This is a genomic window from Actinomadura rudentiformis, assembly GCF_008923185.1.
GTDB classification, from domain to species: domain Bacteria; phylum Actinomycetota; class Actinomycetes; order Streptosporangiales; family Streptosporangiaceae; genus Spirillospora; species Spirillospora rudentiformis.
Genome location: NZ_WBMT01000003.1, coordinates 55,585 through 69,681 on the forward strand (window position 1 = coordinate 55,585; position 14,097 = coordinate 69,681).

Annotated in this window: 17 protein-coding genes; 7 read left to right on the forward strand and 10 right to left on the reverse strand. The window is 68.9% G+C overall.

Annotated elements, in window-relative coordinates; all coding sequences use genetic code 11:
- The first annotated feature begins 174 nt into the window (after positions 1–174).
- Positions 175–1,203 (forward strand): SecDF P1 head subdomain-containing protein, encoded by a 1,029-nt coding sequence (locus F8566_RS06790; RefSeq protein ID WP_151559091.1) that lies wholly within the window; start codon positions 175–177, stop codon positions 1,201–1,203.
- 24 nt (positions 1,204–1,227) lie between these two features.
- Here F8566_RS06790 and F8566_RS06795 read toward each other — a convergent pair whose 3' ends face one another.
- On the reverse strand, positions 1,228–2,829 hold the full coding sequence (locus F8566_RS06795; RefSeq protein ID WP_151559482.1) for an MDR family MFS transporter: 1,602 nt from the start codon (positions 2,827–2,829) through the stop codon (positions 1,228–1,230).
- A 130-nt stretch (positions 2,830–2,959) separates the two neighbouring features.
- On the opposite strand from F8566_RS06795, the gene F8566_RS06800 reads away from it, so the two are divergent.
- From F8566_RS06800 to F8566_RS06810, 3 genes are all read left to right on the forward strand, one after another.
- Positions 2,960–3,625 (forward strand): TetR/AcrR family transcriptional regulator, encoded by a 666-nt coding sequence (locus tag F8566_RS06800; protein WP_225992927.1) that lies wholly within the window; start codon positions 2,960–2,962, stop codon positions 3,623–3,625.
- A gap of 290 nt (positions 3,626–3,915) precedes the next feature.
- Positions 3,916–6,528 carry a CocE/NonD family hydrolase gene (locus F8566_RS06805; protein WP_225992928.1) on the forward strand — a complete coding sequence of 871 codons (2,613 nt, stop codon included), beginning with the start codon at positions 3,916–3,918 and terminating at the stop codon, positions 6,526–6,528.
- Positions 6,528–7,412 carry an ABC transporter permease gene (locus tag F8566_RS06810; RefSeq protein WP_151559092.1) on the forward strand — a complete coding sequence of 295 codons (885 nt, stop codon included), beginning with the start codon at positions 6,528–6,530 and terminating at the stop codon, positions 7,410–7,412. The genes F8566_RS06805 and F8566_RS06810 overlap by 1 nt, the downstream gene beginning before the upstream one ends.
- 36 nt (positions 7,413–7,448) lie before the next feature.
- On the opposite strand, the gene F8566_RS06815 is transcribed toward F8566_RS06810, so the two are convergent.
- Positions 7,449–7,988, reverse strand: coding sequence for an isochorismatase family protein (locus tag F8566_RS06815; protein WP_151559093.1), 540 nt, complete (start codon positions 7,986–7,988; stop codon positions 7,449–7,451).
- Positions 7,989–8,008: 20 nt separating this feature from the next.
- Here F8566_RS06815 and F8566_RS06820 point away from each other — a divergent pair, with 20 nt between their 5' ends.
- A complete protein-coding gene (locus F8566_RS06820; RefSeq protein ID WP_225992929.1) occupies positions 8,009–8,350 on the forward strand; it encodes an MmcQ/YjbR family DNA-binding protein in 342 nt (113 codons plus the stop codon).
- Positions 8,351–8,784: 434 nt separating this feature from the next.
- On the opposite strand, the gene F8566_RS06825 is transcribed toward F8566_RS06820, so the two are convergent.
- Together F8566_RS06825 and F8566_RS06830 are read right to left on the reverse strand one after the other, a co-directional pair.
- Complete coding sequence (locus F8566_RS06825) at positions 8,785–9,129, reverse strand: VOC family protein (RefSeq protein WP_151559095.1); 345 nt, start codon at positions 9,127–9,129, stop codon at positions 8,785–8,787.
- 168 nt (positions 9,130–9,297) lie between these two features.
- Positions 9,298–9,576, reverse strand: coding sequence for an FBP domain-containing protein (locus F8566_RS06830; RefSeq protein ID WP_151559096.1), 279 nt, complete (start codon positions 9,574–9,576; stop codon positions 9,298–9,300).
- A gap of 41 nt (positions 9,577–9,617) precedes the next feature.
- On the opposite strand from F8566_RS06830, the gene F8566_RS06835 reads away from it, so the two are divergent.
- Positions 9,618–10,139, forward strand: coding sequence for a GNAT family N-acetyltransferase (locus F8566_RS06835; RefSeq protein ID WP_192809553.1), 522 nt, complete (start codon positions 9,618–9,620; stop codon positions 10,137–10,139).
- Here the strand turns inward: F8566_RS06835 and F8566_RS06840 are convergent.
- The 3 genes from F8566_RS06840 to F8566_RS06850 are packed head-to-tail and all read right to left on the reverse strand — an operon-like array spanning position 10,100 to position 11,224.
- A complete protein-coding gene (locus F8566_RS06840; protein WP_151559098.1) occupies positions 10,100–10,477 on the reverse strand; it encodes a nuclear transport factor 2 family protein in 378 nt (125 codons plus the stop codon). The two genes, F8566_RS06835 and F8566_RS06840, sit on opposite strands and share 40 nt — an antisense overlap.
- Positions 10,470–10,835: a thioesterase family protein gene (locus tag F8566_RS06845; protein ID WP_151559099.1), complete on the reverse strand. Its 366-nt coding sequence runs from the start codon at positions 10,833–10,835 to the stop codon at positions 10,470–10,472. The genes F8566_RS06840 and F8566_RS06845 overlap by 8 nt, the downstream gene beginning before the upstream one ends.
- Entirely contained in the window at positions 10,832–11,224 is a 393-nt protein-coding gene (locus F8566_RS06850; RefSeq protein ID WP_151559100.1) for an NUDIX hydrolase, read from the reverse strand. The genes F8566_RS06845 and F8566_RS06850 overlap by 4 nt, the downstream gene beginning before the upstream one ends.
- 163 nt (positions 11,225–11,387) lie before the next feature.
- Between F8566_RS06850 and F8566_RS06855 the strand changes: the two genes are divergently transcribed.
- Entirely contained in the window at positions 11,388–11,879 is a 492-nt protein-coding gene (locus F8566_RS06855) for a DUF4352 domain-containing protein (RefSeq protein WP_225992987.1), read from the forward strand.
- A 228-nt stretch (positions 11,880–12,107) separates the two neighbouring features.
- Here the strand turns inward: F8566_RS06855 and F8566_RS06860 are convergent, their stop codons facing one another.
- From F8566_RS06860 to F8566_RS06870, 3 genes are read right to left on the reverse strand one after another with little or no spacing between them, the layout of a single operon-like run.
- Positions 12,108–12,608 (reverse strand): flavoprotein, encoded by a 501-nt coding sequence (locus F8566_RS06860; protein WP_151559102.1) that lies wholly within the window; start codon positions 12,606–12,608, stop codon positions 12,108–12,110.
- A 41-nt stretch (positions 12,609–12,649) separates the two neighbouring features.
- The gene (locus F8566_RS06865) at positions 12,650–13,297 is read right to left on the reverse strand and encodes a hypothetical protein (RefSeq protein WP_151559103.1); all 648 of its coding nucleotides are present in this window, start codon (positions 13,295–13,297) and stop codon (positions 12,650–12,652) included.
- Entirely contained in the window at positions 13,294–13,650 is a 357-nt protein-coding gene (locus tag F8566_RS06870; protein WP_151559104.1) for a hypothetical protein, read from the reverse strand. The genes F8566_RS06865 and F8566_RS06870 overlap by 4 nt, the downstream gene beginning before the upstream one ends.
- Between the last annotated feature and the right edge of the window lie 447 nt (positions 13,651–14,097).

Consider the following 14,097-nt stretch of genomic DNA (forward strand, 5'->3'; position numbering starts at 1 on the left):
TATGGACGAGGTCGACAACCGCATGATCACGCGAGTTCTCGCGCGATCATGCGGTTGTTCGCGTTCCAGGCTGGTGGCCCGGGCGGGACGCGACTAAGTTGCCGTTCGTTACCGCCGTCGCCGGCTGGACGACTGCTCCGACGATCGATGATCATGCAGACGGGGAGATGAACGATGCGGGTCGTTCCGCGCCGGACCAAGGGTCGTCGGCGCCCGGAGGCCGTGGAGCCGCCGGTCAAGGATGGCGGCACCGTCGCCGGCGAGACGGCGGAGCGACCGCCCCCGAAACCTCCGGAGCCCCCCGAGTCTCCAAAATCTCCTGAGCCTCCGGAGAAGGCGCCCGAGCAGACAGCCGTACTGCCCGCCGCCGCTGCGAACGAACCTGTGCCGCCGCGTTCGGGGAAGCTGCCCAGGCAGACCCGGGCCACCAGGCGAGCCGCGAAGAAGGCGGCCAAGAAGAACCCTGACACGGGCAGGGCAGCCAGCATGGGCAAGGACGCCGGCGCGGGCAAGGCAGCCGACACGGGCAAGGCGGCCTCGCCCTCCCCGGCGGCTGCCGCGGCCGGTGCGGGCACCAAGGCGTCCGACGATCCGGACCAGAGACGGCGCGCCCGATCCGTGGAGCGCCAGCGCCTCGCCGCGCAGGTCAAACGGGACCGGAGCGGCAAGGGCCGCGGGCAGACCAGGGTGGCCCGCGAGAACCGGTCCGCCCTGCTGGTCATGATCCTCACCCTCGGGCTGCTGATCGCGACGGTGGCCGTCACCGGCGGGCTGATCGCCTCGTCCATGCGGACCCGGCCGGTGACGCTGGCCGCGCCGCTGCACATCTACCCGGTCGCGGCGACGGTCCCGGGCCAGTGCCAGGCGGGTACGCAGGGGATCAGCTGGCCCACCGCCACCGGCCCGACCTGCTACGTGCTGACCCAGGGCATCGCCATCCGGCGGGTCGCCGATCTCCGGCTCCAGCGCGGCAAGGCGCGGGGAGCGTACGACGTGGCCTTGACGCTGCGGACCACCGACCGGCGGGCGTTCGCCGACCTGACCCGGGCGATGGTGGGCAAGGATCTGGCGTTCGTGGTCCGCGACCGCCTGGTCACCGTGCCCCGCGTCGAGATGCCGATCTCCGATGGCAAGGTCGTCATCACCGGCACGAACTCCAAGGGAGAGGCCGACAAGCTCCTGCGCGAGCTCAAGGGGAAGTGACCTCGAGAGCCGGCGGCCAGACGCTCACCCTCCGGTGGCGGTCGGGGTTCTGGCTGGGGCCGCCGGCTCGGGGAGGTCGCCGTCACCGTCCGGCCCTGCGTGCTTGGCGGCGGATCCGCGCAGCGGTAGCTCCTTGAGGAGGAGGACGGCCAGGAATCCCAGGATCGCGATGGGGATGCCGACCATGAAGACCGACTCCAGCGCCTTGGTGAAGGATTCCAGCACGAGGCCCTTGAACGGCTCGGGCAGGGCGTGCACCTGGTCGGGCGAGCCGAGGGTCGTGCCGCTTGCGGGCGCGGTGACGTGCGCGGAGGCCATCGCGTCCTTGAGCTCGGCGTTGAGCCGGTTGGTGAGGATGGCGCCGAACGCCGCCACGCCCATGGCGCCGCCCAGGTTGCGGAAGAACGAGACGCCCGCGGTCGTCGCGGCCAGGACGGCGGGGGCGGCGGCGTTCTGCGCGGCGAGGATCAGGATCTGCATCGTGAGGCCGAGCCCGACGCCCAGGACCGCGACGTCCGCCCCGATGACCAGCTTGCTGGAGTCGGTGTGCAGCTGTGAGAGCAGGAGCATCGAGCCGCCCACGAAGACCAGCCCGAGCACCGGGAAGATCTTCCATCGACCGGTCCGGGTGACGATCTGGCCCGAGCCGGTCGAGGTGACGAACATGCCGATGACCAGGGGCAGCGTCATCAGGCCGGAGGCCGCCGGGCTCATGCCCTTGACGATCTGCAGGTACTGCGGCAGGTAGATCATGCCGCCGAACATCGCGATGCCGACGCACAGCGAGGCGATGGCGGCGAGCACGAACGTGCGGTTACGGAAGAGCCGCGGCGGCAGGATCGGCTCACTCGCCAGCCGTTCGGCGAAGATCGAGGCCGCCAGGAGGACGGCGCTGATCGCGCCGAGCGCGTACGTCCATGTCGAGTGCCAGTCGAACTCCTGGCCGCCCAGGGAGAGCAGCAACATCAGCGCGGTGGCGCTGCCCGTGATCGTGAACGCGCCGAAGAGGTCGATCCGGGTGTCCCGCTTGACCCGGGGCAGCGTGAGCACCTTCTGGATCACCAGGAACGCGATCACCGCGAGCGGGATGCAGACGTAGAAGCACCAACGCCAGCCGAGGCCGTCGGTGTCCACGATGAACCCGCCGAGCAGCGGCCCCGCCACGGTGGCCACCCCGAACACCGCACCCATGTAGCCCGCGTAACGGCCGCGCTCGCGCGGCGGGACGACGTCGCCGAGAATGACCTGGGCCAGCGCCGAGAGACCGCCCACGCCGAGGCCCTGGACCGCGCGGGCCGCGATGAGCTCGGCCATGTTCTGCGACATCCCGGCGCCGATCGAGGCGAGCACGAAGATCAGCAGGGCGCTCTGGAACATCAGCTTGCGGCCGAAGATGTCCGACAGCTTGCCCCAGAGCGGCGTCGAGGCCGTCATGGTCAGCAGCGACGCGCTGGCCACCCAGGAGAGCTGGTCCTGACCCCCGAGATCACCCACGATCGTCGGCAGCGCCGTGCCGACCACCGAGGTGGAGATCATCGCGGTCAGCATCGCCATCATCAGCCCGGCCAGGATCTCCAGGATCTGACGATGGGTGTAGACCGGCCGCGCCTGGTCGTGGGTCGCCATCGCCCCCGGGCTCTGGCCCGCCACGCCTGCCTGCGACACGGCGCCCCCTTCGTTCACCCATTACCTGTGCTTTGCACATATCGTATGTAGTCACCTGTTTACTTGCAAGCGGAGGGATACTGGAGCGGTGTTGACGCAGGCTGATCAGGAGCGGACGGACCCGGCCGGGACCAAGCGGCCGAAGCGTGACCGGGAGGCCACCCGGCGACGGCTGATGGAGGCCGCCCGCGACCTCTTCCGCGAGCACGGCTACGACCACGTCTCGGTACGGATGATCGCGGCCGCCGCCGGCGCCAACGTGGCCCTGGTCAACCGCTACTTCGGCTCCAAGGCTGCCCTCTTCGGCGAGATCCTCGCGGGTGAGTCCGCCCTGGAGAAGGTCGTCCGGGGCGATCCCGAGGAGCTCCCCCGCCGCCTTGCCGAACACGTCGTACGCCAGGCGCGGCGCGATCCTTCCAGCCCGGTGCTGCGCATGCTCGACCGCTCGATCGGCAACCCGGAGATCCTCCCGATCCTCCAGCAGCACATGGAGAAGATGCTGGTCGGTCCCCTGACCGAGCAGCTCACCGGTCCCGACGCCCGCGCCCGCGCCACGCTGGCCGCCATGATCATCATGGGCGGCGGCCCGGTCCGCCGCCTGCTCGGCCTGGACGATCTCCGCACCGCCGACCCGTCCGACCTGATCGATCGCCTGACCGTCATGTTCGACACGGCACTGGCCCCTGGCATCAGCGTGCCCGACGGCATCAGCGTGTCCGACATCGGTGTGCCCGACGGCTCAGGTCGAGACCGCTGAAGCGGCGGGCACCCCCGACCGTCGGTGGAACGGCCGCCACGGAGCACCGTCCTACACCTTGTGGCGTAAGGAGGGGCCGGGTCGTACCACGGCGGGCGCAGGCGGCCTCCATACCGGGGCGGAGGATCGGCCCTCGTGAGCCGCATAGGGTTGTGAACCATGAGGCTGTGCCACAAAAGGCAAGGAAGCCGCATGCGAGCGCGCTACCTGAGCCTGGAGCGAGCCGCGGGCGGAGCTCCAAGGGAAGATCGCGGGTCTGAGCCGGAAGGCGGGGTCCCCGGGTCGTGAAGGTGACGAGCACAATCGAGCGGCTCCGGGGACGGTGGGACAGGGTGGGCCGGACCGCGCGGCGGGTGACGGCGGCGGGTGGCGCGCTCGTCCTCGTGGGCGGCGGCGGCCTGGTCTGGGGTCTGGCTGCGGGCGGCGACGCGCCGGTACGGACGCTGCAGCAGCGCATCCAGGTGATGGACGGCCCGAAGGACGACCAGCGGGTGACGTTGGACACCACGTTCTACCGTCCGGTCGGCGGCGGCAAGGGCCCGGCGGTGCTGCTCGGGCACGGCTTCGGCGGCTCGAAGGACGACGTCCGGGCGGAGGCCGAGGAACTGGCGCGCGAGGGCTACGCCGTGCTGGCGTGGTCGGCCCGCGGGTTCGGCAAGTCGACCGGCGAGATCGCACTCAACTCCCCCGACTACGAGGTCAAGGACGTCCGGCAGCTGATCGACTGGCTGGCGAAGCGGCCCGAGGTGCAGCTCGACGGGCCGGGCGACCCGCGGGTCGGCATGGCGGGCGAGTCGTACGGCGGCGCCATCGCGTTGCTCACCGCCGGGCACGACAAGCGCGTGGACGCGATCGCGCCGCAGATCACCTGGAACGACCTGGCGGACGCGCTGTTCCCCAACGCCACCGGCGAGGGGGCCGACAAGGGCGTCTTCAAGAAGCTGTGGGCGGGGATCTTCTTCTCCAGCGGCATGGGTGAGGGCCCCGCGGCGCAGGAGAACGCCTGCGGGCGGTTCATGCCGGCCGTGTGCGACATGTACCAGGAGATCGCCGAGACCGGGCGGCCCACCCCGGCGGCGATCGAGATGCTGAAGCGGTCGAGCCCGGCCGCCGTGGCCGGTCAGATCAAGGTCCCCAGCCTCATCGTCCAGGGGCAGTCCGACTCGCTCTTCCCGCTCGACCATGGGGATGCCAACGCCAGGGCCATCGCCCGCAACGGCGCCCCGGTCTCGGTCGTCTGGTTCCAGGGCGGGCACGACGGCGGAGACCCCGAGACGGGCCGCGTACGGGGTCTCGTGCGCGACTGGTTCGACCGGTACCTCGAACGCAAGGCACCTTCGGGCGGCGCGGACGACGGCTTCACGGTCACGCGTGCCGGAGGCATCGACTCCTCGACGCAGTCCGTGGTCATCGAGGCCGCCGGCACCCGCACGTACCCAGGCCTGGCCTCCGGCACCCGCACTCTGGCCCTCACCGGCCGCGAACAGACGATCCACAACCCGGCGGGCGGCTCCCCCGCCTCGATCTCGGCCCTGCCCGGCCTGGGCGCCCTCGGGAACCTCGGCGACCTGGGTGGCGCGGGGCTGACGAGCCAGCTCCCGGTCGACATGCCCGGACAGTCGGCCACGTTCGACACGGCCGCGCTCGCCCAGCCGGTCCAGCTCACCGGCGCCGCCACCGTCCGGATCAAGGTGACCGGCAAGGGCGACATCCCGCTGTTCGCCAAGCTGTACGACGTCGCACCGGGCGGCGCGTCTCCGGCGCGGCGACTCGCCGCTCCACTGCGCGTGGAGAAGGCCGACACGGGCCGCGAGGTCACGGTGACGCTGCCCGCCATGGACTACCGGTTCGACCGGGGTCACCGGCTGCGGCTCGTGGTGGCCACGACCGACATGGGCTTCGCGACACCGCCGCAGCCCGCCTCGTTCAAGGTCGCGGCGGTCTCCGGGCTGACCGTGCCGGCCGTTCCGTCACTGCACACCACGGCCGCGCCGCTGCCGGCCTGGGTCTGGATCCTCCCCGGCGTCGCGCTCGCGGTGGCCGCCGGGATCCTGGTCACCGGCCGCGGACGGCGCGGGCGCGGAAGGGCCGGCCTGCTCGGTTCGGCCGAGACGTTCGACCCGGCGCGGGCCGGCGTACCGCTGCAGATCACCGGCCTGACCAAGGCGTACAAGAACGGCCACCTCGCCGTCGACGACCTGAGCTTCAGCGTCGAGAAGGGGCAGGTTCTCGGGCTGCTCGGGCCGAACGGCGCGGGCAAGACCACGACGCTGCGCATGCTCATGGGTCTCATCCACCCCGATGCCGGTGAGATCCGGATCTTCGGGCGCCGGGTGACGCCGGGCGCGCCGGTGCTGTCCCGGTTGGGCTCGTTCGTCGAGGGCCCCGGGTTCCTGCCGCACCTGTCCGGCCGCGACAACCTCGATCTCTACTGGCGGGCCACCGGGCGGCCGGCGGAGGAGGCGCATCTCGACGAGGCGTTGAAGATCGCCGACCTCGGCGCCGCGCTGGACCGCGCCGTCCGGACGTACTCCCAGGGCATGCGGCAGCGCCTCGCGATCGCCCAGGCCATGCTGGGACTGCCCGACCTGCTGGTGCTGGACGAGCCCACCAACGGCCTCGACCCGCCCCAGATCCGCGAGATGCGCGACGTGCTGATCCGGTACGCGGCGGAGGGGCGGACGGTCATCGTCTCCAGCCACCTGCTGTCGGAGGTGGAGATGACCTGCACGCACGCCGTGGTCATGTCGCGCGGACGGCGGGTGGCCGCCGGGCCGGTGGCTGAGATCGTCGGCTCCGGCCGCCGGCTGGAGGACGCGTTCCTCGAGATCATCAGCGCCGGCAACGGCTCGGGCGTCGAGGGCACCGCGAAGGTCGCGGGCAACGGAAAGGGGGAGGCGTGATGAGCACGACCACACCGCTCAACGGCCGCCAGGCCGCCGCCGCCCCGGAGACCGGGCCCGGCTACGACGTACGGCGGACATTGCCGCTGCGCGTGGAGATCGTCCGGCAGTTCCGCCGGCGGCGCACGCTCGTGGCGTTCGGCATCCTGCTCGTCCTCCCCTGGATCCTGGTCGCCGCGTTCAAGATCGGTGGCGATCCGGGACCCGACGGCATCCCGAGCCTGGTGGACGTGGCGACCTCCAGCGCCCTCAACTTCGCGCTGTTCGCCCTCTTCGTCTCGGTCGGCTTCCTGCTGGTGGTCGCGGTGGCGCTGTTCTGCGGCGACACCGTGGCGAGCGAGGCGGGCTGGTCGTCGCTGCGCTACCTGCTGGCCGCACCGGTCCCGCGGGCGCGGCTGCTGAGGCAGAAGCTGGTCGTCGCCCTGGGGTACGCGGCGGTCGCGGTCGTGAGCCTGCCCCTGATGTCGCTGGTGGCGGGCACGGTCGCGTTCGGCTGGGGATCGGTCGAGCTGCCCACGGGCGGCTCCGTGCCGGTCTCCACCGCCCTCGGCCGGATGGGCATCATCGTCGGGTACGCGCTGATCAGCCAGCTCGTGGTCGCCGCGCTGGCGTTCCTGCTGTCGGTCACCACCGACTCGCCCCTGGGCGCGGTCGGCGGGGCGGTCGGCCTGGTGATCGTGAGCAACATCCTGGACGCGGTCACGGCGCTGGGCGATTGGCGCGACTTCCTGCCGACGCACTGGATGTACTCGTGGATGGACGCCCTGCAGCCGGAGATCCAGTGGACGGGCATGGCGAAGGGCACCGCGATCTCGATGGCCTACGCGCTCATCCTGTTCGCGCTGGCCTTCCGCCGCTTCCGCACGCGTGACGTCGTCTCCTGACAGTGCCGGGGCGGGCCCCGGACGGAGGCGGGCCGTTCAGCCCGTCTTCGCCCGGAGCGCGCCCAGGATGTCGTCCGTCGTGCAGACCGTGCCGAGCAGCGGGAAGATCTTCTCGACCGCGAAGTCGTGCATCTCCGCGTTGAACGAGGCCATGGCGTCGCGCGGGAACAGCAGGTCGTAGCCGTAGTCGCTCGCCGTGCGGGCGGTGGACTCGACGCCGGCGTTGGTCGTCAGCCCGCATACGACGACGGCGCCGATGCCCTGGCCGCCCAGCTTGTCGTGCAGCTCGGTCTCGTGGAACGCGTTCCACGAGCGCTTGGTGATCAGCAGGTCGCCCGGTCCGGGCTCCATCTCGCTGACCAGCTCGCTGCCCGCCGGCTGCTCGGGCACCCCCGGACGTTCCGCCTGGACGATCACCACCAGGCCGCCGTTCTCCCGGAAGCCGTCGGCCAGCCGCATCGCCTGCCGGACGACGTTCGCGCCAGTAGAGGGTCCGGTCTCCATGCCCACGATGCGGACCTGGAGATCTATGACGATGAGCGCAGTGCGCGGGGCGTCGATGGTCAAGTCAGTCATGTCGCGGCATTCTAGAGAGCGTGTCCGAAGCCCAGACCGTACGCGAGATAGCACTCTCACTTCCTGGCGCCCAGGAAAAGCCGGCCTGGGGTCAAGTGACCTTCCGCGTCACCAAAGGCATCTTCGCCAGTCTGTCGGACGACGAAACCTCGATGGGGTTCCGCTTTCCCAAAGACGAGCGGACCGAAATGATCGCGGCGGAGCCCCGGAAGTTCTTCGTCCAGCCCGGACATGACGATCGGTACAACTGGTTGCGGGTGCACCTGGCCGCGCTGGACGATGACGAGCTGCGCGACATCATCGTCGACTCCTGGCGGCAACTGGCCTCCAAACGGCTCGTGGCGGAGTACGAGGCCGACTGAACCGGCAGTGGCCAGGATCGGCCGCACGATCTCCTCCCCTACCGGGAGACACGGAACGTACACACGCAGATACGCATGGCGATATCGGCTTCCGTAAATTCGGTCGAAGAGGTCGAGGTTGTCGCATAAGCTCAGCGAACCTCACCGAGGGCGACACCGTCGTACAGAGTGAGCGCGACATCGGCTCGATATGCGGGTTAACTCAGACCGCAACGGGGGAGATGATCACCATGGCACGGCAGCAGCTCATCAAGCGCCCACGACCCCCACGTCAACCGAGCCCGCTCGACCTCCGGACTCCGACCGGTCGTCTCCTGCCCTACTGAGCGCCTCTTGACGTACTGACGCCATAACGACAGCTTCCTCCGCCCACGGTGCGGAGTCAGACAGGACGCAGGGCCCCCTCGATGGCGAGGGGGCCCTGCGGCGTTCGGTCACCGGTGTCCGAGCACATTGATCACGTGTCCGTCGGGGTCCCGGACGAAGAACCTGCGCACGCCCCAGGGCTCGTCGCGCAGCTCGTACACGATCTCCGCCCCGGCCGCCAGCATCGCCGCGTACGCGACGTCCACGTCCTCCACCTCGATGCTCACGGCCGGCTGTGGCGCCGGCTCGTCGTGCCGGATGAGGATGATCTGGGCGGTGGGGTTGTCCGGCGAGGCCAGCGTGGACACCCATCCCATGTTCATGACCTCCTCGAACCCCAGCCGCGCATAGAACGCGCGCCCGGCCTCGAGATCGGCGGACCGCAGATCGGGCACCGCCCGGCGGATCTTCATCTGACACCCTCCGAGATCGTTGACTCCCTTCCGGGCTTCGTACCATGACCGAGTGGGACCAAGGCCGCGGACGCACCACCGCTGACCAGACCCACCCGGGAGGCGTCGGACGGCTCGCGGGCGAGGCCCCTCCTCCCATACGGCCCGTGAGACGCTCCAGACGGCCGATCACGCGCCCAGGACGACCGAGGCGACGAAGGCGTCCAGGTTCGCCCTGATGCGCGCGATCTTCTCCTCAAAGGGAACACCGTCGTCGGGGCCGTCACCCAACAGGGTCTGCTTCCTGCCCCGCGCGTAAAGGGAGCAGGCCAGGTCGGCGCAGAGGTACCTCCCGACGGTGTTGCCCTGCTTGCCGGGCGCGGACGCGAATCGCAGCGCGATCCCGATGAACTGGTCGCCCGTCTCGGTGACCAGGTAGGCGCGGCCGGGGGCCTTTGGATCCCGCAGAGAGGACTGGCGACACGCCTCAAGATCCGCATACTGGGACCGTGATCGAGACCGAACGCCTGATTCTGCGCCCCCTCGCCGGCAGCGACTTCGACGACTATGCCGCGATGATGGCCGATCCCGACGTGGCTGGCGGCCTTGCCGAGCCCGTCGGCACCTCCCCCGAAGACGCCTGGCGCAACCTCGCCACGTTCATCGGCCACCGCGAGATCCGCGGCTTCTCGCACTGGGCGGTCGTCGAGAAGTCCACGGGCCGCTTCGCGGGCCGCGCCGGACCATGGCGGCCGCACGGGTTCCCTGGCCTGGGCGTGGGCTGGTGCCTGGCCCGCGAACACTGGGGTAAGGGATACGCCACCGAGGCCGCCCGCGCCTCCATCGCGTACTGCTTCAGCGCCCTGGACGCGGACGAGGTCATCTCGTTGATCGTGCCCGGCAACACCCGTTCGATCGCGGTGGCCGAACGCATCGGCCACCGCCACCTGCGCGACACCGAATACAGGGGCGAACCCGTCCACATCTACGGTCAGCGGCGGGAGCCCGCCCAGACTGAACGGAGCGGATGAGTGTCGTAGACGATGGTGAGACGTTCGATCTGCCAGTCGCGGCCGAAGTCGATCACGTCCACGCAGTCGAACGTGGTGGGGCTCCCGTCGGCGAGCGTCCAGTCGTACCGGAAGCGCACCGCCACGCGTCGCGGATCGGTGTTCGAGGTGAACGTGTCGACCGGGGTGATCTCGGAGCGTTCGGTGTCCTCGAACAGGCCGGTGTAGAAGTCGGCCGCGGTCATCCGCCCGTACAGCGGTGACTCGATCACCGCGTCGTCGGCGAAGAGAGACAGCACTCCGTCGAGATCACCCGCCGCGAGCCGTTCCAGATAAGCAGCCACTCTGTCTTCAGGCATTCCCCACCCTCGAAAGAAACCTCGCCCGATCGACCACGACACGTTCGATCCGGCCCTCACCGACCACGGTGCCATGCTCGTCCACCGCCTTGACGGCGAAGGCCAGCCGGCGACCGTCGGCCTCGACGAGCTCGGCACTGATCGTCATCCGCGTCCCGACCGGGCTCGCCGCCCGGTGCTCCAGCTCGACCCGCGTGCCGACAGAGGTCTGCCCCTCCGCCACAGGTGAAGCCTTCACGGTCGCCGCCTCCGCCCATGCGAGCAGGCGGGGCGTGGCCAGCACCGGGACGTCACCGCTCCCGACTCGTTCCGCGGTGTCGTCCCGTTCCACGACGACGACCAGCTCGGCGCGCTTCATTCCAACTTCCCGGAGGCCCGGAGGTCGTCGAAGATGATCTGATCCACCGGCGCGACCCGCTCACGATCGGCGTACGACAGCCAGACGACCTCTTCGATCTCACTGCTGGCCTCAAGCGATCCGGAGTAGTCGCCGGTATAGCAGGTCATCCGCACCATCACGCCGTCCGCATGACCGTGCGCCTGCGCCTCGTACACCCCGAGGAACTCCACGGAGTCCGGCGCGAGCGCCACCGTCAGCTCCTCCTCGATCTCCCGGAGCAGCGTCTGGAGGTCGGTCTCCCCCGGCTCCCTCTTACCTCCGGGCAAGTAGAAGGTGTCTTTGCCCCGCGACCGCGTACTGAGGACCTTGCCGCCCTCCACCCGCACCCAGGCAACCTTGTCGATCATGCCCCCATTCTTACCCGCACGAGCACCCACAGGCCAAGAACCCGCAATATGAATGCAGGGAACGACCTTATTAAGCGTTCGCGAAGCACCTTCAATGAGATGTTTCTATAACCGTGATGGGTAGGTGCCTCCGGAGGCATACGGGAACACCAGTTAGGTGAACATGCCGCTCTCAGCAGCCATCTTGATCACCCTTACGTCTTGCGCCGTCCATTCGATACCGGACGATGGAGGCGCCCAGGCAATACGGCCCCCCAAGGCAGCGAGGATAGGGGAGGCGGTCAACATCACCGACAAGTACCGGGACATCGCCCTGCAGGTGACGCTGACCAAGGTCGTCGATCCAGCGAGGCCAACTACCGGAAAACGCTTCATAGCCGCCCAGTTCCGCATAAGGAACAATGGCACAAAGGACTACAAGGACGCGCGGGGTGGCGGCGTACGCCTGATCGACGAATCGGGTCAGGCGTACGACAGCGCGTCCAGCGCAGCCTCCGACTGCGAGGAATTCGGGAGCAGCGAAATCTGGCTTTCAAGTGGTGAGACGCAGGTCGGCTGTGTCACGTTCGAGGTGGACAAGAACGCCAAGCCGGAACGAATCCGCTTCGGAGCCCTGTACGGTTTCAGCGCCGGCGCAGTGTGGCAAATCAAGTAGCCGGGACGAGTTGCCATTTCAAGAACACTGGAAACCGGACCATCACAGGGTGGCGATCCCGATGCCAAGAAGACACCGGTCACCATGAGCGCTTTTTGCGGCCTGTTCTTGGCAACGATCCGCAAGCCGCTCACCCGCACTTGCCCTTGTCGATGCGGCGAGCGCCGTCGATCTTGCCCGAACGACGCACACCGTCAGCGGACCAGGAGCCACCCGTCCACGGCCTGCTCAACCGGCGAGGATGGCGCTCAACTCTGTGAGAATGTCTTCCCAGCGGGGCATGGGCTCTGCGGGATCGAAGAGCACGTGGACGCCCATGGAACGCAGGGCGTCCAGGTTCGGCTTGAACGCCACGTGGCTGGCCAGTTCGGCTTTGACTTGCGGGACCGCAAGGATCGGGACGCCCATGCCGACATGCTCACAGAGCATGCCGACGGCGACCGTGTCCGTGATGCCCAGCGCCCACTTGTTGATCGTGTTGAATGTGGCCGGAGCCACCACGACGGCATCGGCGGGCGGCAGACCGTTCGACGTCTCATGCGGCAATCGGAAGTCGGTCCGCACCGGTCCGGTCAGAGCCGCGAGCCGATCCACGTCCAGAAACTTGACCCCCATCGGGGTTGCGATCACCCGGACGTGCCAGCCCTCAGCCTGCGCCAAGCGCACGAAGGTCTCCAGGTCGGCGGTCGCTGGAGCACCGCACGCGACCGCGTAGAGAACCTTCGTCATGACTCAGCGGGGCCTAGGCCGCAGTAGTTTCCGATCAAGGTTCAGCTCCATGTCTGTGAGGGCACACTCCAGATTGCCGCATATTCGAGGAGGGCGGCGAACTGTCGCCATGGGAGCACGGACGAGTTCAGGCCGGAACTCACGGACCAGTCGATCGCGATAATGGCCTCGCGCGCTGTGCGGCTCAGAGGACCGGGTTGCGCGAGGTAGGCCACAGCGACTGTGTCCAGAACACTGTGCAGAGCAGCGAGATCGCCGGCTTGGCCGTCTGACAAGGACTCGTCAGGGAACGGAAGCTGGCGGAACCAGCGGTGACGGTTCGCCACGGCAGCGATGAGGCCCAACCGGGAAGGCCGTCCAGGCCACCTCGGCATGGCAAGGGCAGTCTTCTCGGCGGACCGGGGTGACCGTCGGCCCGCAGACTTCTCGGCTCGCCGGTTGGCCGCGAAGGTCTCCATCTCCGCCAGCCAGATCGTGCGGCTTGCTTCCAGCACATCGAGGGCCCTCAACAGCGCCGGAACGTCGCGGCGGATGTCGTGCGAGGGGACCGCGAGGGTTGTGACGTACGCCCACGTCGCATGGAAACCAAGCGGATGGTAATGGCCGACTGCGCATCTGAGCGCGCGATAACGGTAGGCCCTCGGCAGGCTCTCATCCCGCACGCGCCGCGCGTACTTCCCGAAGCTCACTGCTCGGAGGAGCCTGTGCCGCCAACCTGGCTAATCAAGTCAGCCGGGACGATGAACTCGGCATACCCTTCGTCGTTCACCGATCGGTGATCGATGGCGACACGGACCCGGCCTCCAGGGAGGTCACGCTCGAGGAGAACCACGTCCAGGTATACCGGGACCGGGAGCTCGGCATCAGGGTCTGGCTCATCATCGGCATCCCAGAAGAGCGGCGTCTTGTCGATGATCGAATGTTGTCTGCCGTCCGCATCCTCGAAAACGACCTCGACGACATCGGGATAGCCACTGCGATCGACCCATCGAATGGCCTCAGCAAGCAGCAGCGCAGCGGGAGACCGGGAATCGTCAGTCATCTGCCTGAACGATGCAGTCCTGCCATGGAGGCATGAGGGCGGAAGCTGCCAAGCGTGAGCACATTCCTGTCGTCTCCTACGCGCGCATCTGCGGACCAAGAACGAGACGAGCATGACATCCAGCCCCTGCACCAGGTCAACAAGCAGACGCCTCAGCGTGATCGTCGTGGAGGGCGCCGTTCTAAGGATTGCGAAGGCCCAGGAGCCCGCCTGTCGGTACGCCCGCGTCATCGAAGCGCGTGGCTGAGCCTGGCCACAGCGCCTCGCGACCGCCCGCGCTATGCGCGTGCGGCGCTGGGGTGCCGTTCGCAGCGCGACACCTGCCCGCAGCCCCACGGCGCCGGCTGACTCCCTCCGGGTGGCCCGCGGCCATCTACCGAACAACAGCCGGACGGGCCGCAGCCTGTAATGACGATCGCGGGTATCTCTTTTGCGCCCGGGGATGGG

What these genes read in the sequence shown, in the direction of transcription:
- F8566_RS06790 (WP_151559091.1), top strand. Translation starts at nt 175, where the DNA reads ATGCGGGTCGTTCCGCGCCGGACCAAGGGTCGTCGGCGCCCGGAGGCC.
- F8566_RS06795 (WP_151559482.1), bottom strand. Translation starts at nt 2,829, where the DNA reads ATGGCGACCCACGACCAGGCGCGGCCGGTCTACACCCATCGTCAGATC.
- F8566_RS06810 (WP_151559092.1), top strand. Translation starts at nt 6,528, where the DNA reads ATGAGCACGACCACACCGCTCAACGGCCGCCAGGCCGCCGCCGCCCCG.
- F8566_RS06815 (WP_151559093.1), bottom strand. Translation starts at nt 7,988, where the DNA reads ATGACTGACTTGACCATCGACGCCCCGCGCACTGCGCTCATCGTCATA.
- F8566_RS06825 (WP_151559095.1), bottom strand. Translation starts at nt 9,129, where the DNA reads ATGAAGATCCGCCGGGCGGTGCCCGATCTGCGGTCCGCCGATCTCGAG.
- F8566_RS06840 (WP_151559098.1), bottom strand. Translation starts at nt 10,477, where the DNA reads ATGCCTGAAGACAGAGTGGCTGCTTATCTGGAACGGCTCGCGGCGGGT.
- F8566_RS06845 (WP_151559099.1), bottom strand. Translation starts at nt 10,835, where the DNA reads ATGAAGCGCGCCGAGCTGGTCGTCGTCGTGGAACGGGACGACACCGCG.
- F8566_RS06850 (WP_151559100.1), bottom strand. Translation starts at nt 11,224, where the DNA reads ATGATCGACAAGGTTGCCTGGGTGCGGGTGGAGGGCGGCAAGGTCCTC.
- F8566_RS06855 (WP_225992987.1), top strand. Translation starts at nt 11,388, where the DNA reads ATGCCGCTCTCAGCAGCCATCTTGATCACCCTTACGTCTTGCGCCGTC.
- F8566_RS06860 (WP_151559102.1), bottom strand. Translation starts at nt 12,608, where the DNA reads ATGACGAAGGTTCTCTACGCGGTCGCGTGCGGTGCTCCAGCGACCGCC.
- F8566_RS06870 (WP_151559104.1), bottom strand. Translation starts at nt 13,650, where the DNA reads ATGACTGACGATTCCCGGTCTCCCGCTGCGCTGCTGCTTGCTGAGGCC.